Origin of the sequence: Flexivirga alba (genome assembly GCF_042661025.1) — a bacterium.
In the GTDB taxonomy this organism is placed as follows: Bacteria; Actinomycetota; Actinomycetes; order Actinomycetales; family Dermatophilaceae; genus Flexivirga; species Flexivirga alba.
Genome location: NZ_JBHSWH010000001.1, coordinates 778,698 through 797,334 on the forward strand (window position 1 = coordinate 778,698; position 18,637 = coordinate 797,334).

Consider the following 18,637-nt stretch of genomic DNA (forward strand, 5'->3'; position numbering starts at 1 on the left):
TCGCCTCAGCCTTCCTGCATCGGAACACGCACACCAAGGTCGGCTGCGACGTTTTCGGCGCGTTCGTAGCCCGCGTCGACGTGCCGGATGACGCCCATGCCAGGGTCGTTGCTCAGCACTCGCGCCAGCTTCTGCGCGGCCAGCGGCGTGCCGTCGGCCAGCGAGACCTGACCGGCGTGGATCGACCGGCCGATGCCGACGCCGCCACCGTGGTGGATCGACACCCAGCTCGCACCGGAGCTGGTGTTGACCAGCGCGTTGAGCAGCGGCCAGTCGGCGATCGCATCGGATCCGTCTGCCATCGCTTCGGTTTCGCGGTATGGCGAGGCGACCGAACCGCAGTCGAGGTGGTCACGACCGATGACGATCGGCGCGCTGACCTCTCCGCTCGCGACGAGGTCGTTGATCGCCAGGCCGGCCTTGTCACGCTCGCCATAGCCGAGCCAGCAGATGCGGGCCGGCAAGCCCTGGAAGGCGATCTTCTCGCGGGCGCCGCGCATCCACTTCTGCAACCGGTCGTTGTCCGGGAAGAGGTCCATCACGGCCTTGTCGGTCGCATAGATGTCCTTCGGGTCACCCGAGAGCGCCGCCCAACGGAACGGGCCCTTGCCCTCGCAGAACAGCGGACGGATGTATGCCGGGACGAAGCCGGGGAACTCGAAGGCGCGGTCGTAACCGCCCTTTCGTGCCTCGTCACGGATCGAGTTGCCGTAGTCGAAGACCTCGGCGCCGCCGTCCTGGAACTCGACCATCGCCTGGACGTGCTTGGCCATGGACTCGCGTGCGCGGTCGGTGAACTCCTCCGGCTTCTTGTCGGCGTAGTCGTGCCAGTCCTCCGGCGAAATACCCTCCGGCAGATAGGAAAGCGGGTCATGCGCACTGGTCTGGTCGGTGACGATGTCGATCGGAACACCGCGGCGCAACAGCTCCGGGTAGATCTCTGCCGCATTGCCGACGACCCCGATCGACCAGGCGCGACGGTCGTTCTTGGCCGCGACGGCCTTCTCGATCGCGTCGTCCAGGTTGTCCGCAACCTCGTCGAGGTAGCGGTGGTCGACGCGGCGACGCAGCCGAGTCTCATCGACATCGACGATCAGGCAGGCGCCGTCGTTCATGGTGACCGCGAGTGGCTGCGCGCCGCCCATGCCACCGCAACCGCCGGTGAGGGTCAGTGTGCCGGCAAGTGTGCCGCCGAAGCGCTTCTCGGCGACCGCCGCGAAGGTCTCGTAGGTGCCCTGCACGATGCCCTGGGTGCCGATGTAGATCCAGGAACCCGCGGTCATCTGGCCGTACATCGTCAGGCCGAGCTGCTCCAGGCGACGAAACTCCGGCCAATTCGCCCAGTCGGGAACGAGATTGGAGTTCGCGATCAGCACACGCGGCGCCCACTCATGGGTCTGCATGACGCCCACGGGACGGCCGGACTGCACCAGCATGGTCTCGTCGGCCTTCAGGTTCTCCAGCGTGCGGACCATTGCGTCGAAGGATCGCCAGTCGCGGGCGGCACGACCGGTGCCGCCATACACAACGAGCTCGTCGGGGTGCTCGGCAACCTCGGGGTCGAGGTTGTTCATCAGCATCCGCATCGGGGCCTCGGCCGCCCAGGACTGGGCGGTGAGCTTGGTGCCGCGCGGGGCGCGTACGGGACGTGCACCTTCCATGATCGTCAGATCCTTTCGTTTTCAGTCGGTTCAAGCTGGTCGAGTAGCGGAGGAGCGAAGCGGGGGAGCGTATCGAGCGGCGTCCTGAGTAGGCCGGAGCTTGCGGAGGCCGTGTCGAAGGGACCAGCTCAGCGCAGTGCGCCGGTGACCTTCTCTGCGGCGGCAATGGCGCTGCCGTTGGTGACGAATTCGACTGCCTGCTCGATCTCCGGGGCCAGGTAGCGGTCCGGACCGGGGACACCGATGTTCGGCAGCGCGTCGATCACGGCACCGGTGGCCGCCGACGGTCGCAACGGCGCACGCAGGCGTATGCCGCGAGCAGCGGTGAGCAACTCGATCGAGAGCACGCGGCGCAGGCCGTCCACCGAGCGGCGCAGCTTGCGTGCCGCGGACCAGCCCATGGAGACGTGGTCCTCCTGCATCGCGCTCGACGGGATCGAGTCGACCGAGGCCGGGTTGGCAAGCCGCTTCAGCTCGGAAACGATTGCGGCCTGGGTGTATTGGGCAATCATGTGACCGGAGTCGACGCCCGGGTCGTCGGCCAGGAACGGCGGCAGGCCGTTGTTGCGGGAGACGTCGAGGAAGCGGTCGGTGCGACGCTCGCTGATGCTGGCCAGGTCGGCGGTGACGATCGCGAGGAAGTCGAGCACGTAAGCGACGGGTGCACCGTGGAAGTTGCCGTTGGACTCGACACGGCCGTCCTTGGTGACGACCGGGTTGTCGACCGCCGACGCGAGCTCGGCATTCGCCACGTTCGTGGCGTGCGCGATGGTGTCCCGCGCTCCCCCTGCGACCTGCGGGGAGCAGCGCAGCGAGTAGGCGTCCTGCACGCGGGTGCAGGCTGCGGGGTCGCGGTGACTTTCGCGGATCTCGCTGTCCTTCAACAGGATCCGCAGGTTGGCGGCGCTGTCACCCTGGCCCCGCTGCGGGCGCAACTCGTGCAGGTCGGCCGCGAAGACGTCGTCGGTGCCGAGCAGGCCCTCGACCGACATCGCGGCGGTGATGTCGGCGACCTTGGTCAGCTCGGTGAGATCGGTGATGGCCAGGCAGAGCATCCCGAGCATGCCGTCGGTGCCGTTGATGAGGGCCAAGCCCTCCTTCTCACGCAACTCGACCGGCGTGAGGCCGGCGGCGGAAAGGGCGTCGCCGGCGGCGATTTGGACACCGTCGGCGTTGCGAACCTCGCCCTCACCCATGAGCGCAAGCGCGCAGTGGGCGAGCGGGGCCAGGTCACCGGAGCAGCCCAGCGAGCCGTACTCCCGGACACACGGGGTGATGCCGGCGTTGAGCATGCCGACATACGTCGTCAGCACCTCGGGGCGGACACCGGTGCGCCCGGTGGCGAGAGTGCTGATCCGCAGCAGCATCAGCGCCCGGACGACCTCGCGCTCGACCTCCGGACCGGAGCCGGCGGCGTGCGAACGCACCAGCGAGCGCTGCAACTGGGCGCGCGACTCGACCGGGATGTGCTTGGTCGCAAGCGCTCCGAAACCGGTGGAGACGCCGTAGTGCGGGATGGGGTCGTTGGCCAGCTGCTCGATGATGGCGCGGCTGCGCTCGACCTCGGCCAGCGACTCGTCGGAGATCTCGACACGGGCTCCGTGACGGGCGACGGCCACGACATCCGCGATGGACAGTGGCCCGACACCCACAACAATGGATTGGCTCATGTGACCCATTGCATACCCGGTCGCCTGGTGATGGATACCGCCGCCAGCACCTTACTGTCTCGGATCTGAGACAATGCCGTATGGCGAACGCCCCCGCAGCGGCGTCAGGCGTCGCCCTGCTGCAGTTACTGGCCCGGCATGCCGAGCCGATGCCGGCAGCCGCGATCGCCCGCGAGCTGCACCTCCCCCGATCCTCGACCTACCACCTGCTCGCCGTTCTGTCCGACTCCGGCTTCGTGACCCACCTGGCGGATGACCGGCGGTGGGGCCTGGGCGTCGCGGCTTTCGAGCTGGGCACGGCATACGTCCGACAAGCGCCGTTGCAGCGGATCGCACGGCCGGTGCTGAGTCGCCTGGTGGACGCGACGACGCACAACGCGCACTTGGCGGTGCTGCACGGACGGGACGTGTTCTACGTGATCGAGGAACGCGCCCCGCGTCGACCGTCGCTGGTCACCGATGTGGGGGTGCGGCTGCCCGCCTCGGTCACCGCATCGGGTCTCGCCATGCTGGCGGCGTTGCCTGCGTCGCAGGTGCGGGCGCTCTATCCGGATCGTGAGTCGTTCGTGCAACGCAACGAGCTCGGGCCGACGTCGCTGACCGTCCTGAACTCGGAGCTGGCGCAGGTGCGGCGCCGTGGGTATGCCGTCGAATCCGGCTCCGTGTCAGAGGGTTTCGCGTCCGTCGCGGTCGCAGCTTTGGACCACAACGGCGGCCCGGCGGCCGGCATCGCGGTGACCTACCCGGCGGACGACCCGCCACCGGACGGTCCGCTCGTCGCCTCCGTGCGTTCGGCCGCCGCCGAACTCAGCCGTCGCCTCGGCCACCGCCCGACCTCCGCCCCCGCCGCCCGCTGATCGAGAGGACCCACAACGCTTCGAGCGGACCCATTGTTGGGGTGCGATATCAGGTCCGCTCAACACTTATCGGGTCCTCTCGATCGGGAGAACTCAGGCCGCGGCGCGCCGGTCGAGCAGTCGAAGTGCCCCACGGGCCGCGCGGCGACCGGCGCGGGTCGCGCCGAGAGTGGAGGCGCTCGGGCCGTAACCGACGGCAAAGAGACGCGGCTCCTTGATCACTGACACGTCGTCGGCCGCCATACGCAATCCGCCGCCCGGCTCGCGCAGCCTCAGCGGGGTGAGATGGCCCAGCGATGCACGGAATCCAGTCGCCCACAGGATGACGTCGACGTCTTCGTGGCTGCCGTCGGCGAGGTCGACGCCGTGCTCGGTGAGCCGGGCGATGCCGCCACGGCTGACCAGCGTGCCGCGCTCGATCCCTGCCGCGTATTCCGGTCCGAGCAGCAACCCGGTGTTGGATGCGACGGATCCGGGTGGCAGTCCGGCTCGCGTCTTGGCAGCGACCCGTTGCTCCACCTCCGCGCCCCAGCGGGGACCAACCGTGCGGTCGATCCATTGCGGGGGACGCCGGGTGGACCAGAGGGTCTGCACGCCATACCGCTCGAGCAGCAGGAGGAACTGCACCGCCGACGCTCCGCCGCCCACGACCAGGACTCGTTTGCCCTGGAAGTCCTCCGGCGCACCGAAGTCGCGAGTGGTGAGTTGTATGCCGGTGAAATGGCCTGGATAGCGGGGCACGTACGGACGGTCCCAGGTGCCCGTCGCACTGATGACTGCGTCCGCCAAGTAGTCGCGGCGCGCGCCCGCGTGCTCCGCGCGGACGAGCAGGGGCTCACCGGCATCCTCGACGGCAGTCACCTTCCACGGACGTTGCACCCGCAGATTTTCGTGACGCTCGTAGGCGTCGTAATAGCGCTTCACGACCTCACGCGCCGGCTCGGCCGGGTCGGGCGTTCCGAGCGGGAAGTCCGGCAAGTCGTGTATGCCGTGCACGGCGCCCAGCGTCAACGCGTCCCAGCGATGGCTCCACGCGCCTCCCGGCGTCGGATTGGCGTCCAGCACCTCGAAGTCGACACCGGGCTCCAAGCCCGCCTTGCGCAAGAAGTGACTAGCCGAGAGTCCGGCCTGGCCGGCACCGATGACCACCACGTCCCGGCGCAGCGTCGTCACAGTCGGGACAGTCATACAAATTTGAACGGCATCCCGGAAGGCAGAATTCCCGTCCGGAGGTGGCCGAGGAGCGAAGCGGGGGAGCCCCCAAGGCGGCCGAGGAGCGAGGAACGAGCGTCCCGAGGTCCCGCGCTGGAAGGATGGCCGTATGACGAACAGCCGCGCCGAGCGTGAGGCCGACCTGCGCACCTACTACGACAACGAGGCTCGCGACCGCCGCGCCAACCATCTGCCGGCCGACCGCGTGGAGCACCGCGACGCGTTCATCAGTCTGCTGCAGCAGGAAGGCCGTTCCTCGTTGGTCGAGGTCGGGACCGGTCCGGGTCGGGACTCGACTGCCTTCAGGGACGCCGGCCTCGGCATACGCGGAATCGATCTGGCACCCGAGAGCGTGGCGCTCTGCGTCGAGGCCGGCCTCGATGTGCAGGTGGGTTCAGCGCTCGAACTGCCCTTTGACACAAGCGAATTCGACGCGGCATACACGGCCAGCACGCTCCTGCACATCGCCGATGACGACCTGGACACAGCGATCGCCGAACTCGTCCGCGTTGTCCGTCCCGGCTCGCCCGTGGCGATCGGTGTCTGGGGCGCCGAGACGACCCGTGAGCAGCGCTGGGGCGATCCGGCATACGGGCCGCCACGGTTCTTCGCCCTGCGTTCCGACGACGATCTGCGCGCCACGCTCGCCCGGCACGGCACCGTGGAAACGTTCGAGACCTGGCAGAGCGAGTACGAGACCGACCTGCACTATCAATGGGCTGTGCTGCGCACGGCGTAACGTCTGATCCATGCGTGCGATCACCCTGCCGAGCTTCGGCGACGAGTCCGTGCTGACCCTTTCCGACCTACCTACGCCCACGATCGGCGACGACGAGGTGCTCGTCGAGGTGGCAGCCGCGGGGGTCAATCGCGCGGATCTGATGCAACGCCAAGGGTTTTACCCGCCGCCCAAGGGCGAGTCGGAGATCCCCGGGCTCGAGATCAGCGGCACGATCAGCGCCCTCGGTGCGGCCGTCACCGGGTGGTCGGTCGGCGATCAGGTCTGCGCGTTGCTGGCCGGGGGTGGGTATGCCGAGCAGGTCGCGGTCCCTGTCGGACAGTTGCTGCCCGTGCCGACCGGCATCGATCTGATCGAAGCGGCTGCGCTGCCGGAGGTCGTGTGCACGGTGTGGTCCAACGTCTTCATGGCCGCACACCTGCAACCCGGGGAGCTGCTGCTGGCACACGGCGGGTCCAGCGGCATCGGGACGATGGCGATCCAGCTCGCCAAGGCGTTCGGTTCGCGCGTGGCGGTGACCGCTGGATCGGCCGAAAAGCTTGACAGGTGTGCGCAACTCGGCGCCGACATACTCATCAACTACCGCGAGCAGGACTTCGTCAAGGTCATGTCAGCCGAAGGCGGCGCGAACGTCATCCTGGACGTCGTCGGCGCGAAATACCTGTCCCGCAACATCGACGCGCTTGCCAAGGACGGACGTCTCGACATCATCGGCATGCAGGGCGGTATGACGGGCGAGCTCAACATCGCCGCGCTGCTGGCCAAGCGCGGCACGATCATCGCCCTCGGCCTGCGCGCGCGGGACCGGGCCGACAAGGCGAAGGTGGTCGCGAGTGTTCGCGAGCACGTCTGGCCGTTGCTCGAGACGGGCGCGGTGCGCCCGGTGGTGCAGGAGACCATGTCGCTGGACCACGCCGCCGACGCGCACCGAGCCCTGGCCGCGTCGCAGCACATCGGCAAGCTGTTGCTGACCACAGCCTGAGCCGTTTGGCACTATGGGTGCCATGACGGCTGACGAGAACCAGGACGAGCAACAGCGCATCGTCGTCGTGACCCAAGACGGCATGGGGGTGGCGTCACCGCCCAACGGGGCCGAGGACCAGGACACCGACGAGACCGAGGCGACCGTCGAGGAGAACCCCGCCGACCTGGTCGAGCGCCCCGCGAAGGTGATGCGGATCGGCTCGATGATCAAGCAGTTGCTGGAGGAAGTCCGCAACGCGCCGCTGGATGACGCCGGACGGCGCCGCCTGGCCGACATACATCATCGCTCGATCGCTGAACTCAAGGACGGTCTTGCCCCGGAGCTCGTCGAAGAGCTTGATCGGATCGCCCTGCCGTTCAGCGACGACGCCCCCAGCGACGCCGAGCTGCGCATCGCCCAGGCGCAACTGGTCGGTTGGCTGGAGGGGCTCTTCCACGGCATACAGACCGCGATCGTGGCGCAGCAGATGGCTTCCCAGGCCCAGTTGCAGGCGATGCGGCGCGGCCTTCCGCCCGGACACGGCGTCGACCCCGGCCATGACGGATCCGGCCCGACGACGCCGACGGGGCAATACCTCTGAGCGACGCGACGCCGCCCGGGCGCTCGCGTTGGGCGGACACTCCGGCAGCCCGATCCTGGCTGACCGGAGCCGCCGCCTTCGTGGTGGTGCGCATCGTCGGCGCATGGTGGTTGCTGTATGTCGGCCACCGCAACGGCAAGTCGCTGCACGACATGCTCGCCGCCTGGGACGGCCAGTGGATGCTGGCGCTCGCCGGACACGGCTACGACCACCTCCCGGCAAATCTCACCGACGCGCACGGACACCTCACCACCGACACGGCATACGCCTTCTTCCCGGGCTACCCGATGGTGGTGCGCGCCGTCGACACCCTCCCCGGGATGAGCACGTATGCCGCGGCGATCCTGACCAGCCTGGTTGCCGGAGCGGCGGCGACCGTTGCGGCATACCGGATCGGTCACTGGTGTGCGCTGCGGCGGTGGCCGGGCGACGAGCAGCGGGCCGACCAGGCCGGACTGATCATGGCGGTGCTCTTCGCGGCGACCCCGATGAGCGTCGTGCTCACGATGGCCTACACCGAGGCGATCTATTGCGCGTTCGCCGGCTGGGCGCTGTGGATGATCCTCGAAAAGCGTTGGATCGCAGCGGGATTGCTGACGATGTGCGCCGGGCTGACCCGCACGACGGCCGTCGGGCTGATCGCCGTGCTGCTGATCGCGGCATTCCTCAGTCGGCGTGACGGGTGGCGACCGTGGGTGGGGGCCGCGCTTGCGCCGCTCGGCTGGCTGTTCTGGATGGTCTTCGTCGGTATCCGGGTCGGCTCACCCACCGGGTGGTTCCGGATCCAGAGCAACGGCTGGGACACCCGTTTCGATGCAGGTGCCGCAACCCTGCGCTACCTGGTCGACACGCTGTCGTTGAACCAGACCGCCGGGGACGTCATCACGGCCTGGGTGATCCTGGCGACAGTCGTGCTGATCGTGCTGGCGTTCGTCACCCGATTGCCTTGGCAGGTCAGCGTTTACGGCACTCTCGCCGCCTCGACGGTGCTGCTGTCGACCGGCTTGATGAACTCCCGGGTGCGCCTCCTGTTGCCGGCGTTCGTGCTGCTGACACCGGTCGCCCTTGCCCTCGCCCAACGCTCACGCACCACGCAGGTCACCGTCGGCGCAGTCGCGACCGTCACCAGTGCGTGGTTCGGTGCGTACATGCTCGGCATCTATCCATACGCGATCTGAAGCTCACACCCGCCGGGCGAGGTGGACGGTCAGGTCGGCGACCAGCTGGACCGCGGCTGGCAGCACGTCGTGGGCCGCAGCGAGCGCCGCGGCTCGGTCCTCTTCGCTCAGCACGAGGTATGCCGAGACGGTCGACAGGTAGCCGATCCATTCGTCCCTGGTCAGCTCGAGCCGCTGCTCGATCACGGTCTCACGGACATCGGTGAAACATGCGTCGGCGACGAGTTCGGTTGCCGGCCAATGCATTCCGTCCTCGGATACATCCGTCGGCCCGGCCGGGGAGTCATCGATCACCCAGGGCTGTTCGGCTGCTTGCACGGTTGCCTCCAGCTCGGGGTCGGCAAGGTATGGCGCACCGCCGAAGCACGCGAAAACACCGCCCGGAACGAGCAGTCCGGCGATCCGGGACCACCGACCGGCTGGCTCTGTCCAGTGCAGCGAGGCCGCGGCGAAGACCAGGTCGAAGGGGCCGAGCACAGGCAGCTTCTCGAGGGGTGCGTGCACCGTGGCGACCTCGGGCAGCCGCCTGCTCAGCTCGTCCAGCATTCCAAGGTCCGGGTCGCTGGCCGTCACCGAAATGCCGTGTCGGGCAAAGACATTGGTCGCCTTGCCGGTGCCGGCGCCGAGTTCCAACGCGGTCCGCACGGGGGTTTCGGCATACGCCTGCACGAGCTCGGCGATCCGATCCGGGTACTCCGGTCGATAGCGCTCGTATGCCGCAGCCACGGCTCCAAAACTGCGAGATCGGTCGTTCGCCATACGCACGACTATTGCGGTGCGACACAGCTCGCGGCAATCGGGTTTCCCCGCTGTCAGTCGCCGATCAGCTCGGCAACGAGGAGTTGCACCCGGTTCCGGATGTCGTCACGCACCTGCCGGACGACGGGGAGTGGTTGCCCGGCCGGGTCGGTCAGGGGCCAGTCCTCGTAGCGTTTCCCCGGGAAGTACGGGCAGGTGTCGCCGCAGCCCATGGTGACCACGACGTCGACCCCTTCGACGAGCTCGGGAGTGAGCAGCCGGGGCTGCGCCGCGGTGATGTCGATGCCGACTTCGGCCATCGCATCGACCGCGACCGGATTGATCTGATCGGCCGGCTCGGTGCCGGCGGAGTAGACCTCGACCCGGTCAGCGGCGAGGTGACGTAGCCAGCCGGCGGCCATCTGCGAGCGGCCGGCATTGTGGACACAGACGAAAAGCACGCCTGGCTTGCGGGCGGTCACGCGACATCCTCGACCACGGTTGCCGTCGACTGGATCTCGTTGGGGTAGTAGCGATTCCGAAGAGCCAGCGCGACATACACCAGAGCGACCAGCACGGGCACCTCGATGAGCGGGCCGACTACGCCTGCGAGCGCCTGCCCGGACGTGGCCCCGAAGACGCCGATGCACACTGCGATCGCGAGTTCGAAGTTGTTGCCCGCAGCGGTGAACGCGACCGTGGTGGTCTTGGCATAGCCGAGTCGCAGCCGGTGCCCGAGCGCGAAGCTGACGGTGAACATGACTGCAAAATAGGCCAATAGCGGTATGGCGATGCGCACGACGTTCCACGGCTGGGTGGTGATCGTGTGGCCCTGCAGTGCGAAGAGTATGACGATCGTGAAGAGCAGCCCGTAGAGCGCGACCGGCCCGATTTTCGGCAGGAACCGCTGCTCGTACCAGGCGATGCCCTTGGTGCGTTCGCCGATCGTGCGGGTCAGATAACCGGCGACCAGAGGTATGCCGAGGAAGACCAGCACGGAGACGACGATCGTGCCGATCGAGAAGCCGGCGTCCACTTGATCCAGGCTGAGCCAGCCGGGCAGGACACGCAGGTAGAACCAACCCAGGATGCCGAAGGCGAAGATCTGGAAGATCGCGTTGATCGCGACCAGCACTGCGGCGGCCTGCCGGTCACCGCAGGCGAGGTCGTTCCAGATCAACACCATGGCGATGCACCGGGCGAGACCGACGATGATCAGCCCGGTCCGGTATGCCGGCAGGTCGGGCAGGAACACCCAAGCGAGCGCGAACATCAGCGCCGGTCCGATGACCCAATTCAGCACCAGTGAGGTTGCGAGCAGTCGCCGGTCACCAGTGACCCGGTCGAGCCGGTCGTAACGGACCTTCGCCAGAACGGGATACATCATCAGCAGCAACCCGATCGCGATCGGCAGGCTGACCGAGCCGACCTGCACCGCGTCCAGGCGACCGGACAGCGACGGGATCACCCGACCGAGGATCAGCCCGAGCGCCATGGCCGCAATGATCCAGGCCGGCAGGAACCGGTCCAGCGTCGACAGCTTCGCCATAACCGGCTCGGCGTCGGAGGGCGTCGAGGTATGACGCAGATCGGTGTCGGCCACGCTTTCAGACCTGACCCGGCTTGGTCGCGCGGATCAGTGCGGAGTGCATTCCGGGGGCTGCCTCGTGCGTGAAGGTGACCTCGGCGTCGACGAAACCAACCGCCGCCAGGCCGTCCAGGTACTCGGAGCGGGAAAGGGCTCCGGCGATGCAGCCGACATACGAACCACGCTCGGCACGATCTGCCGGTGTGAGGTGGTCCTCGGCGACGACGTCGGAGACCCCGATGCGCCCGCCGGGTGCCAGGACCCGGAACATCTCGGCCAGCACCGCCGACTTGTCGGTCGACAGGTTGATCACGCAGTTGGAGATGACCACGTCGACCGCGGCGTCGGGCAGTGGGACGTCCTCGATGGTGCCCTTCAGGAACTCGACGTTCGTGGCGCCGGCCTTCGCCTTGTTGGCGTTCGCGAGTTCCAGCATCTCGTCGGTCATGTCGACGCCGTACGCGTGACCCGTGGGGCCGACACGGCGCGCCGACAGCAACACGTCGATGCCTCCGCCCGAGCCGAGGTCGAGGACCTTCTCGCCCTCGTGCAGCTCCGCGACCACCATCGGGTTCCCGCAGCCCAACGACGCGGCAATCGCCTCGGCGGGCAGCTCACCTTGCTCCTCGGACGAGTACAGGCCGGCGCCGAAGGCGTCGTCCACTTCGCCGGTGCCGCCACAGCAGGAAGCGTTTTCCGCTGGGCCGCAACAGGATTGGTCGGCATCCACGACTGCCAGGGCATCACGGTTGCCCCGGGTCACCGCCGTGGCTGCGGCGGCATACCGACTGCGAACCTGCTCACGGACCTCATTGTTCGCGTCAGACACGGCCAACCTCCAATTGATGTATGTCGATGGGAGCATCGTGCCTGACCTATCGACGTTCGTCAATATATCGATTAGCATCGTCGCCATGCCCACCCGTACCGAGCTGCCGATCACGCCCGTGGGGATCGCCGCATGTTGCTCCCCGTTGACCGGGGGTGTGCTCGACGAGGACGCGGCACAGCAGTTGGCGCGAGTGTTCAAGGCGCTCGGCGACCCGACCCGCGTTCGACTGATCTCGCTGATCGCCGCAGCCGAGGGTGCCGAGGCGTGCATCTGCGACCTGACCGAGCCGGTGGGCCTGAGTCAGCCGACCGTGTCCCATCACATGAGGCTGCTTGCCGAAGCCGGTCTCGTGACGCGGGAGCAGCGCGGCAAGTGGGCCTACTTCCGATTGGTGGGCGACACGTTCGACGCACTCCGAAAGGCCATCAGCCTCGAGGTGTAGCGCCGGACGGAGAGCCTGCCGTCATACACCGACCACCCACTCGCCGTAGAACACGCCGAGGCCCGCCGCGACACAGATGCCGCAGATGATCCAGAAGCGGATCGTGATGGTGACTTCCGCCCAGCCGAGCAGCACGAAGTGGTTGTGAATCGGTGACATCCGGAACAACCGCTTGCCGACGCCGCCGTTGTTCCTCTTGGTCGCCTTGAAGTAGCCGACCTGCAGCATCACCGACACGGTCTCCAGCACGAAGAGACCGCCGAGAATGATCATCAGCAGTTCGGTGCGCGTCATGATCGCCAGCCCGGCCAGCGCCGCGCCGAGTCCGAGCGATCCGGTGTCACCCATGAAGATCTTGGCCGGCGACGCGTTCCACCACAGGAACCCGAAGCAGGCGCCCATCACGCAGGCGGCGACCACGGCCAGGTCGAGTGGATCGCGCACGTTGTAGCACTGCGAGGACATGACCGACTGACAGTTCTGGTTGAACTGCCACACGCTGATCAGCACATAGGCACCGAAAACCATCACGCACGCACCGGTCGCCTGACCGTCCAGGCCGTCGGTGAGGTTCACCCCGTTGCTCGCGCCCGCGATCATCACGTTGGCCCAGAGCACGAAGAGGATGAGCCCGATGACAGTGCCGGCGAAGGCGAAGTTGAACCAGGTGTCACGCACGAACGAGATTCGGTAGCTCGCGGGAGTGATGCCACCGCGGGAGAACCGGCTGGCCAAGATTGCGAAGACGACCGAGACGACGGTCTGGCCGATGAGTTTCTGCACCGATGTCAGGCCGAGCGACCGCTCATGGGTGATCTTGGTCCAGTCGTCCAGGAAGCCGACGAACCCGATGCCGACCATCAGGAAGAGCACGAGCAGCCCGGAAACGCTGGGGGCATCCCAGGTGAGCAGGTGCGCCAGCCCGTAACCGGCGACCGTGCCACCGATGATCACGATGCCGCCCATCTGGGGCGTGCCGCGCTTGGTGTGGTGACTCGTCGGACCGTCGTCGCGGATGAACTGGCCCCAGCCCTGACGCTTGGCGAGCCCGATGAAGTAGCGGGTGCCGATCAGTCCGATGAGGAGGGCGACGAGCGCGCCGATGAGGACGAGTTTCACCGGAGTCCTTCTCGCGGAAGGTCGGTCGTCATCGAAAGGGCCGTGCGCCTACGCATCGTGCAGAAACTCCACCTTGTTCGACTCTGATCCGGTGCACGAGGCAGCACGGAGCACAACTGGACTCAAGATGTATGACGCCTGGCGGCGCCCCGGGTTGCATGTCGATCCGGATCCACGGCCTCCCAGCACCGAGAGGTCAACAGAAGTTGTGAGATTCGTGGCTCACGACATCCGTTGACCTCTCGCGGGGTTCTGCGCCCGACGTGATGCTCCGGCACACGCCACAACCAAGCTGCTCGGTGCCGGCTTCGCACGTAGGCTCGACACATGCTGATCTCGGAGGAATTTCTGCTGCTGGTCACCACCGACGAGGGAAAGTGGCTTGCGGGTAGCCCGGCGGTGCCGATCGCGCTCGCGGGCGGCCTGCTCGCCGAACTCGCCGCGAGCGGGCGCGCAGCCGTCGACGACCGCGGGCGGCTTGCGCCGCCGCCGACTCCGGCACCGCTCGGCGACCCAATTCTCGACCGGGCACTCGTGACCTTCCAGCAGAAACTCGGCAAGAAGCCGAAGGACGTCCTCGGGAAGGTTGCCAAGGGCCTCGGTGACGAACTGTATGACCGCCTCGCCGCAACCGGCATCGTGGAGTGTCAGCGTGGGCGCTTCCTGCGACCGAACCGATTCCCGGTGCGCAAGCCGGCCGAACGGGATCGGATCTGGAACGACGTCGCCGCGGTTCTCTCCGAGAAGTCGGCGCCGGATCTGCGCACCGGCACACTGCTCGGATTGACTCAAGCGGTCGGGGCTGTCCCGAGTGTCTTCTCCCCGAACAGTTCGGCATGAGCAAGAAGGACCTCGTCGAGCGGGCGAAGCAGATCACCGACGGCGACTGGGCATCCGGCGCGGTCGGCCGTGCCGTTCATGACGCGCAGGCCGCTGCCATGGCGGCGACGATGGCGGCCGTCAGCGCCGCGACCGCGGCCAGCACCGTCGCCAGCAGCTGAAGCCATTCACCGAAGCGTCGAACAGAAACCGTCGACACGGGTTCGTCGTACAGTCCCGCGGCCGATCGCAGTCACGCCGGCCGCGTCGATCTGTATGCCGCAGTAGTGAGGGCGGCTCCGTAGAGCCTGGTTCTGGTGCCAACCCGCGCTCCGTCGCCGAACAACGGCAAAGCACGGGTCAGTCCCGCGGATTGGGTGTGGGTCAGTCGAGGACCGAGCCGAAGCGCGGCTCGTGGTGCACGGCGCGGACGGCCTGCAGCACACGCGCGGTCGCCTTGTCGATGTCGGTCCAGTCGTCCAGCGGCAGCCACTCGTGGCCGGTCGCCTCGCTCGCGACGCGCACCTCGGGTTCCTCGTGACAAACAACCCGGAAGAGTACGTCGATGTGCCGCAGCTTGGTCTCGTATGTCGTGGCGATGACGTCGCCGGGGTCGATGCGAATCCCGGTCTCCTCCATGACTTCTCGCGCCACGCTCTGCGCAGGGTGCTCACCCTTCTCCACGAGCCCACCGGGCAGGCTCACGCCGGCGCGATGGGTCTGCCGCAGCGCGAGCAGCTTCCCGTCATACTCGATGAGCGCGACCGCGCCCACGGTGAAGGTCGGCGACGCGATCCGGATGAACGGCCACACGACCTTCGACGGCGTCAGCCGGAAGAGCGCCAGCCCGAGACGCCGCAGCGCGCCCGGGTGGTCGGCTCCCCGGGGCCCCCGCGAAGTATCGGCGCGCTGCGGGGTCCCCGCGGAGGATTCGGAGGAGCGCAGCGGGGGAGAACCTTCGTGGGGTGCAGGTTCGAGCGGAGAACTTCGTGGGGCTTTCATCAGCCCACCTGCGCGGCCGCAGCACGTCCGGCGGCGCGGCCGGAGAAGATGCAGCCGCCGAGGAAGGTGCCCTCCAGCGAGTTGTAGCCGTGGACACCACCACCACCGAAACCAGCCGCTTCACCCGCGGCGAACAGGCCCTCGATCGGCTCACCCGTCGGATCCAGCACGCGAGACTGCAGGTCAGTCTGCAAGCCTCCCAACGACTTTCGGGTCAGCACGTGCAGCTTCACGCCGATCAGCGGGCCAGCCGCCGGGTCGAGGATGCGGTGCGGCTTCGCGACCCGGATCAACCGGTCGCCCCGATACCGCCGAGCACCCTGTATGGCGGTCAGCTGTGCGTCCTTGCTGAACGGATTGGCAACCTCACGGTCCCGCTCCACGATCTGCCGCTCAAGCATCCGCGCGTCCAGCAATGGCTCCGGCGTTAGCGCGTTCATCCGATCCACGAGGGTCGAAATGTCATCCGCGACAACGAAATCCGCGCCCTTCTGCTTGAACGCCTCGACCGGCCCGGGCGCGCCCTTGCGGACCCGCGACGCGAGCAGCTTCAGGTCCTTGTTCGTGATGTCGGGGTTCTGCTCCGACCCCGACAGCGCGAACTCCTTCTCGATGATCTTCTGCGTCACCACGAACCACGAGTGGTCGTATGGCGCAAGTTCCGGCATCGTCCGCAGATAGCGCAACGTCCCCAACGTGTCGAAGCCCGGCAGGTACGGATGCGGCAACCGACGGCCGAGCGCGTCGAACCACATCGGCGATGGTCCCGGCAGGACCCGGATCGCGTGCTGCGGCCACACCGGCGCCCAATTCCTAATTCCTTCAACGTAATGCCACATGCGGTCGCGGTTCACGGTGCGCGCACCGGCCTGCTCGGTGATGTCGATCATCCGGCCGTCGACGTATGCCGGAACCCCGGTGATCATCTCCCGCGGCGGGGTGCCCAACCGCTGGGGCCACCACTTGCGGACCAGCTCGTGATTGCCGCCGATGCCACCGCTGCTCACGACCACCGCCTGCGCAGTGAGCTCGAAGTCGCCAACCTCGTCCCGCGACGACGCCTCTCCACGAGAAGCGTTGTCCTCGGCCAGGATTCGGCCACGCACACCGGTGACGGCCGCGCCATCCCGAACCAGCTCGTCCACCCGGTGGCGGTGCAGGAAGCGCACGTGCCCGGTCTCGACCGCGGCGAGAGCCTTGTCCGCGAACGGCTTCACCACGCCCGTGCCGGTGCCCCACGTGATGTGGAAGCGCGGGACCGAGTTGCCGTGACCGCCCGCGCGACCATCGCCTCGCTCGGCCCAGCCGACGATCCCCAGCCAGCCCATGCCGCGTTCCTTCAGCCAGGAGCGCTTCTCCCCGGCGGCGAACTCGACATACGCCCTGGCCCACTTGCTGGCCCAACTGTCCTCGTCGTCCAGCCGGTCGAATCCGGCGCTGCCCTGCCAGTCCTGCCAGGCGAGGTCGACCGAATCCTTGATGCCCATCCGGCGCTGCTCGGGCGAGTCGACGAAGAAGAGCCCGCCGAAGGACCACCAGGCCTGCCCGCCGAGGTTCGCGGAGCTCTCCTGGTCGACGATCACGACCTTCTTGCCGGCGGTGACGAGCTCGCCCGCGGCGACCAGGCCGGCGAGTCCGGCTCCGACGATGATGACGTCCGCGTCCATGGGGTGCACCTTTCGAAGTCGCGAAGCACCAAACCTACCCGTCGGTACTCGCGACGGTCGCTCGCGACTCAGCAAGCGTGCCCGCCGGTGCTGTTGACTGAGCGCATGCCCGCCGACGAATTCGAGAGCACGGTCGAGCAGTTGTATGCCGGGCCACCCGGCCAGTTCATCGCGCAGCGCGACGCTGCGGTGAAGCGTGCCAGGGCCGCCGGCGACAAGGAAGTGGCCGATCAGCTCAAGGCATTGCGGCGCCCAACCGTCGCCGCAGCTCTGCTCAACCAGTTGCATCGTCGGGACGGCGCGCGACTCGACGAGCTGCTCGAGCTCGGCGAGCAGCTACGGGCTGCACAGAGCAAGCTGGACGTCGCATCAATGAAATCACTGAGCGCACAGCGTAATTCGCTGGTCTCGCAGCTGACTTCCGAGATCGCGGATGCATCGGACGAGCCGTTGTCGGCCACCGTCCAGGAGCAACTGTCCGACACGCTGGTGGCTGCTGTGGCCGATGCGGCAGCCGGCCGCGCGGTCGGCAGTGGCCGACTGGTGAGCGGTTTGCGGTACAGCGGCTTCGGCGATGTCGACCTGCAGGACGCTGTCGCCATACCGCTGCGGCAACCCCTCGAGGCACCCGACGACACACCCGAGGACGAGCCCCGGGCGGAGGAAACCGAGGACGAGACCGCACGCCGACAGGCACAGCAGCAGGCCGACGCAGAGCAGCAACTCGCGGCGGCGGCGGACGCCTTGACCGCCGCCCAGAAAGCGGAGGAATCGGCGCAGCAATCAGCCGAACTCGCCGAACGCGCCCTCACCGCGGCGCGCCGCACGGCGAAAGCCACTCGCACGCGAGCGGAGCAGGCGACTGCCGCACGGTCGGCAGCCGAGCAGGCACTCGCGGCGGCGCAGGAACTCGCAGCCGGAACTACTGAGTCGTGAGGACCTTCTGGCAGTAGGTCCGCAACGTCTCGGAGTCGGTGTTGTACTTCGACGGGTCGACGCTCTTACCGGCGAACCGGTCCTTGGCCATCGCGTCCAGATCGCTCGCGACAGCGGTCACCCGCACGGTGAAGCTCTTGTTGCCGGCCTGAGCGGGCAACTTGCGCAGGCTGCCCGCGACGGTCTGGAAGTTGTGCGCCGCGGAGTCCAACTTGCTCTTGGACTGCGAGGTCACCGCGCTGTTCCACTGGCTGATCGCCTGGTTGCTCTTGGTGTTGGCGGTCTTGCAAGCGGCGACCGGGTCCGCCTTGGCAGCAGGCTTGGTGCTCTTGCTCGGCTTCGCGCTGCTCGACGACGACGCCGACTTGCCGGAGGTCGAGGACGCACTGGCGGAGCTGCTGCTCAGAACCGAGCGGCTCGCCGACGGCGAGCTGCTGGTGGTCGATGACATCGACGGCAAGGTGCTCGACGCGGTGAGGCTGGGGGACGACGAGGACGTCGAGGAGCTGCCGCCGGAGCAGGCGCTCAGCCCGACGAGACCGCATGCTGCGACCGCGACGACACTCAGACGGCGGGCGTGGAGGTGGGTAGTGCTCATCGCTCCAGAATGCC

At 67.7% G+C, this 18,637-nt stretch carries 20 protein-coding genes; 9 read left to right on the forward strand and 11 right to left on the reverse strand.

What is annotated here, in order from left to right; translation table 11 throughout:
* Positions 1-5 precede the first annotated feature (5 nt).
* Positions 6-1,661, reverse strand: coding sequence for a urocanate hydratase (gene hutU / locus ACFQDH_RS03860; RefSeq protein WP_382398639.1), 1,656 nt, complete (start codon positions 1,659-1,661; stop codon positions 6-8).
* A 128-nt stretch (positions 1,662-1,789) separates the two neighbouring features.
* Positions 1,790-3,331, reverse strand: coding sequence for a histidine ammonia-lyase (gene hutH, locus ACFQDH_RS03865; protein ID WP_382398641.1), 1,542 nt, complete (start codon positions 3,329-3,331; stop codon positions 1,790-1,792).
* A gap of 80 nt (positions 3,332-3,411) precedes the next feature.
* Between hutH and ACFQDH_RS03870 the strand changes: the two genes are divergently transcribed.
* Positions 3,412-4,188, forward strand: coding sequence for an IclR family transcriptional regulator (locus tag ACFQDH_RS03870; RefSeq protein WP_382398643.1), 777 nt, complete (start codon positions 3,412-3,414; stop codon positions 4,186-4,188).
* Positions 4,189-4,281: 93 nt separating this feature from the next.
* On the opposite strand, the gene ACFQDH_RS03875 is transcribed toward ACFQDH_RS03870, so the two are convergent.
* Positions 4,282-5,376 (reverse strand): flavin-containing monooxygenase, encoded by a 1,095-nt coding sequence (locus ACFQDH_RS03875; RefSeq protein WP_382398645.1) that lies wholly within the window; start codon positions 5,374-5,376, stop codon positions 4,282-4,284.
* A gap of 133 nt (positions 5,377-5,509) precedes the next feature.
* On the opposite strand from ACFQDH_RS03875, the gene ACFQDH_RS03880 reads away from it, so the two are divergent.
* The 4 genes from ACFQDH_RS03880 (at position 5,510) to ACFQDH_RS03895 (ending at position 8,882) form a co-directional block, all read left to right on the forward strand.
* Positions 5,510-6,139 carry a class I SAM-dependent methyltransferase gene (locus tag ACFQDH_RS03880; RefSeq protein WP_382398647.1) on the forward strand — a complete coding sequence of 210 codons (630 nt, stop codon included), beginning with the start codon at positions 5,510-5,512 and terminating at the stop codon, positions 6,137-6,139.
* A 10-nt stretch (positions 6,140-6,149) separates the two neighbouring features.
* Positions 6,150-7,121 carry an NAD(P)H-quinone oxidoreductase gene (locus ACFQDH_RS03885; protein WP_382398649.1) on the forward strand — a complete coding sequence of 324 codons (972 nt, stop codon included), beginning with the start codon at positions 6,150-6,152 and terminating at the stop codon, positions 7,119-7,121.
* A 22-nt stretch (positions 7,122-7,143) separates the two neighbouring features.
* Positions 7,144-7,704 carry a bacterial proteasome activator family protein gene (locus ACFQDH_RS03890; RefSeq protein WP_382398651.1) on the forward strand — a complete coding sequence of 187 codons (561 nt, stop codon included), beginning with the start codon at positions 7,144-7,146 and terminating at the stop codon, positions 7,702-7,704.
* Between the two features lie 80 nt (positions 7,705-7,784).
* The gene (locus ACFQDH_RS03895) at positions 7,785-8,882 is read left to right on the forward strand and encodes a hypothetical protein (protein WP_382398653.1); all 1,098 of its coding nucleotides are present in this window, start codon (positions 7,785-7,787) and stop codon (positions 8,880-8,882) included.
* Positions 8,883-8,885: 3 nt separating this feature from the next.
* On the opposite strand, the gene ACFQDH_RS03900 is transcribed toward ACFQDH_RS03895, so the two are convergent.
* The 4 genes from ACFQDH_RS03900 to arsM are packed head-to-tail and all read right to left on the reverse strand — an operon-like array spanning position 8,886 to position 12,073.
* Positions 8,886-9,641 carry a class I SAM-dependent methyltransferase gene (locus ACFQDH_RS03900; RefSeq protein ID WP_382398655.1) on the reverse strand — a complete coding sequence of 252 codons (756 nt, stop codon included), beginning with the start codon at positions 9,639-9,641 and terminating at the stop codon, positions 8,886-8,888.
* A gap of 53 nt (positions 9,642-9,694) precedes the next feature.
* Positions 9,695-10,102 (reverse strand): arsenate reductase ArsC, encoded by a 408-nt coding sequence (locus ACFQDH_RS03905; protein ID WP_382398657.1) that lies wholly within the window; start codon positions 10,100-10,102, stop codon positions 9,695-9,697.
* Complete coding sequence (gene arsB / locus ACFQDH_RS03910) at positions 10,099-11,169, reverse strand: ACR3 family arsenite efflux transporter (protein ID WP_382404803.1); 1,071 nt, start codon at positions 11,167-11,169, stop codon at positions 10,099-10,101. Before arsB ends, ACFQDH_RS03905 begins: the two co-directional genes overlap by 4 nt.
* Positions 11,170-11,227: 58 nt before the next feature.
* Positions 11,228-12,073 (reverse strand): arsenite methyltransferase, encoded by an 846-nt coding sequence (arsM, locus tag ACFQDH_RS03915; RefSeq protein ID WP_382398659.1) that lies wholly within the window; start codon positions 12,071-12,073, stop codon positions 11,228-11,230.
* A gap of 49 nt (positions 12,074-12,122) precedes the next feature.
* Between arsM and ACFQDH_RS03920 the strand changes: the two genes are divergently transcribed.
* A complete protein-coding gene (locus ACFQDH_RS03920) occupies positions 12,123-12,482 on the forward strand; it encodes an ArsR/SmtB family transcription factor (protein ID WP_382398661.1) in 360 nt (119 codons plus the stop codon).
* Between the two features lie 21 nt (positions 12,483-12,503).
* Here the strand turns inward: ACFQDH_RS03920 and mraY are convergent, their stop codons facing one another.
* Complete coding sequence (gene mraY, locus ACFQDH_RS03925) at positions 12,504-13,601, reverse strand: phospho-N-acetylmuramoyl-pentapeptide-transferase (RefSeq protein ID WP_382398663.1); 1,098 nt, start codon at positions 13,599-13,601, stop codon at positions 12,504-12,506.
* 327 nt (positions 13,602-13,928) lie between these two features.
* Here mraY and ACFQDH_RS03930 point away from each other — a divergent pair, with 327 nt between their 5' ends.
* Both ACFQDH_RS03930 and ACFQDH_RS03935 read left to right on the forward strand, forming a co-directional pair.
* Positions 13,929-14,441: a GOLPH3/VPS74 family protein gene (locus ACFQDH_RS03930; RefSeq protein ID WP_382398665.1), complete on the forward strand. Its 513-nt coding sequence runs from the start codon at positions 13,929-13,931 to the stop codon at positions 14,439-14,441.
* Positions 14,438-14,602, forward strand: coding sequence for a hypothetical protein (locus tag ACFQDH_RS03935; RefSeq protein ID WP_382398667.1), 165 nt, complete (start codon positions 14,438-14,440; stop codon positions 14,600-14,602). Before ACFQDH_RS03930 ends, ACFQDH_RS03935 begins: the two co-directional genes overlap by 4 nt.
* Before the next feature lie 202 nt (positions 14,603-14,804).
* Here the strand turns inward: ACFQDH_RS03935 and ACFQDH_RS03940 are convergent, their stop codons facing one another.
* Positions 14,805-15,422 (reverse strand): NUDIX hydrolase, encoded by a 618-nt coding sequence (locus tag ACFQDH_RS03940; protein WP_382398669.1) that lies wholly within the window; start codon positions 15,420-15,422, stop codon positions 14,805-14,807.
* On the reverse strand, positions 15,422-17,089 hold the full coding sequence (locus ACFQDH_RS03945; RefSeq protein ID WP_382398671.1) for an FAD-binding dehydrogenase: 1,668 nt from the start codon (positions 17,087-17,089) through the stop codon (positions 15,422-15,424). The genes ACFQDH_RS03940 and ACFQDH_RS03945 overlap by 1 nt, the downstream gene beginning before the upstream one ends.
* A gap of 105 nt (positions 17,090-17,194) precedes the next feature.
* On the opposite strand from ACFQDH_RS03945, the gene ACFQDH_RS03950 reads away from it, so the two are divergent.
* Entirely contained in the window at positions 17,195-18,025 is an 831-nt protein-coding gene (locus tag ACFQDH_RS03950; RefSeq protein ID WP_382398673.1) for a hypothetical protein, read from the forward strand.
* On the opposite strand, the gene ACFQDH_RS03955 is transcribed toward ACFQDH_RS03950, so the two are convergent.
* Entirely contained in the window at positions 18,012-18,623 is a 612-nt protein-coding gene (locus ACFQDH_RS03955; RefSeq protein WP_382398675.1) for a hypothetical protein, read from the reverse strand. The two genes, ACFQDH_RS03950 and ACFQDH_RS03955, sit on opposite strands and share 14 nt — an antisense overlap.
* Positions 18,624-18,637 lie beyond the last annotated feature (14 nt).

What these genes read in the sequence shown, in the direction of transcription:
- hutU (WP_382398639.1), bottom strand. Translation starts at nt 1,661, where the DNA reads ATGGAAGGTGCACGTCCCGTACGCGCCCCGCGCGGCACCAAGCTCACC.
- ACFQDH_RS03875 (WP_382398645.1), bottom strand. Translation starts at nt 5,376, where the DNA reads ATGACTGTCCCGACTGTGACGACGCTGCGCCGGGACGTGGTGGTCATC.
- ACFQDH_RS03940 (WP_382398669.1), bottom strand. Translation starts at nt 15,422, where the DNA reads ATGAAAGCCCCACGAAGTTCTCCGCTCGAACCTGCACCCCACGAAGGT.
- ACFQDH_RS03880 (WP_382398647.1), top strand. Translation starts at nt 5,510, where the DNA reads ATGACGAACAGCCGCGCCGAGCGTGAGGCCGACCTGCGCACCTACTAC.
- ACFQDH_RS03930 (WP_382398665.1), top strand. Translation starts at nt 13,929, where the DNA reads ATGCTGATCTCGGAGGAATTTCTGCTGCTGGTCACCACCGACGAGGGA.
- ACFQDH_RS03950 (WP_382398673.1), top strand. Translation starts at nt 17,195, where the DNA reads ATGCCCGCCGACGAATTCGAGAGCACGGTCGAGCAGTTGTATGCCGGG.
- ACFQDH_RS03885 (WP_382398649.1), top strand. Translation starts at nt 6,150, where the DNA reads ATGCGTGCGATCACCCTGCCGAGCTTCGGCGACGAGTCCGTGCTGACC.
- ACFQDH_RS03945 (WP_382398671.1), bottom strand. Translation starts at nt 17,089, where the DNA reads ATGGACGCGGACGTCATCATCGTCGGAGCCGGACTCGCCGGCCTGGTC.
- ACFQDH_RS03920 (WP_382398661.1), top strand. Translation starts at nt 12,123, where the DNA reads ATGCCCACCCGTACCGAGCTGCCGATCACGCCCGTGGGGATCGCCGCA.
- arsM (WP_382398659.1), bottom strand. Translation starts at nt 12,073, where the DNA reads ATGCTCCCATCGACATACATCAATTGGAGGTTGGCCGTGTCTGACGCG.
- arsB (WP_382404803.1), bottom strand. Translation starts at nt 11,169, where the DNA reads ATGGCGAAGCTGTCGACGCTGGACCGGTTCCTGCCGGCCTGGATCATT.
- hutH (WP_382398641.1), bottom strand. Translation starts at nt 3,331, where the DNA reads ATGAGCCAATCCATTGTTGTGGGTGTCGGGCCACTGTCCATCGCGGAT.
- ACFQDH_RS03935 (WP_382398667.1), top strand. Translation starts at nt 14,438, where the DNA reads ATGAGCAAGAAGGACCTCGTCGAGCGGGCGAAGCAGATCACCGACGGC.
- ACFQDH_RS03890 (WP_382398651.1), top strand. Translation starts at nt 7,144, where the DNA reads ATGACGGCTGACGAGAACCAGGACGAGCAACAGCGCATCGTCGTCGTG.
- ACFQDH_RS03900 (WP_382398655.1), bottom strand. Translation starts at nt 9,641, where the DNA reads ATGGCGAACGACCGATCTCGCAGTTTTGGAGCCGTGGCTGCGGCATAC.
- ACFQDH_RS03955 (WP_382398675.1), bottom strand. Translation starts at nt 18,623, where the DNA reads ATGAGCACTACCCACCTCCACGCCCGCCGTCTGAGTGTCGTCGCGGTC.
- ACFQDH_RS03870 (WP_382398643.1), top strand. Translation starts at nt 3,412, where the DNA reads ATGGCGAACGCCCCCGCAGCGGCGTCAGGCGTCGCCCTGCTGCAGTTA.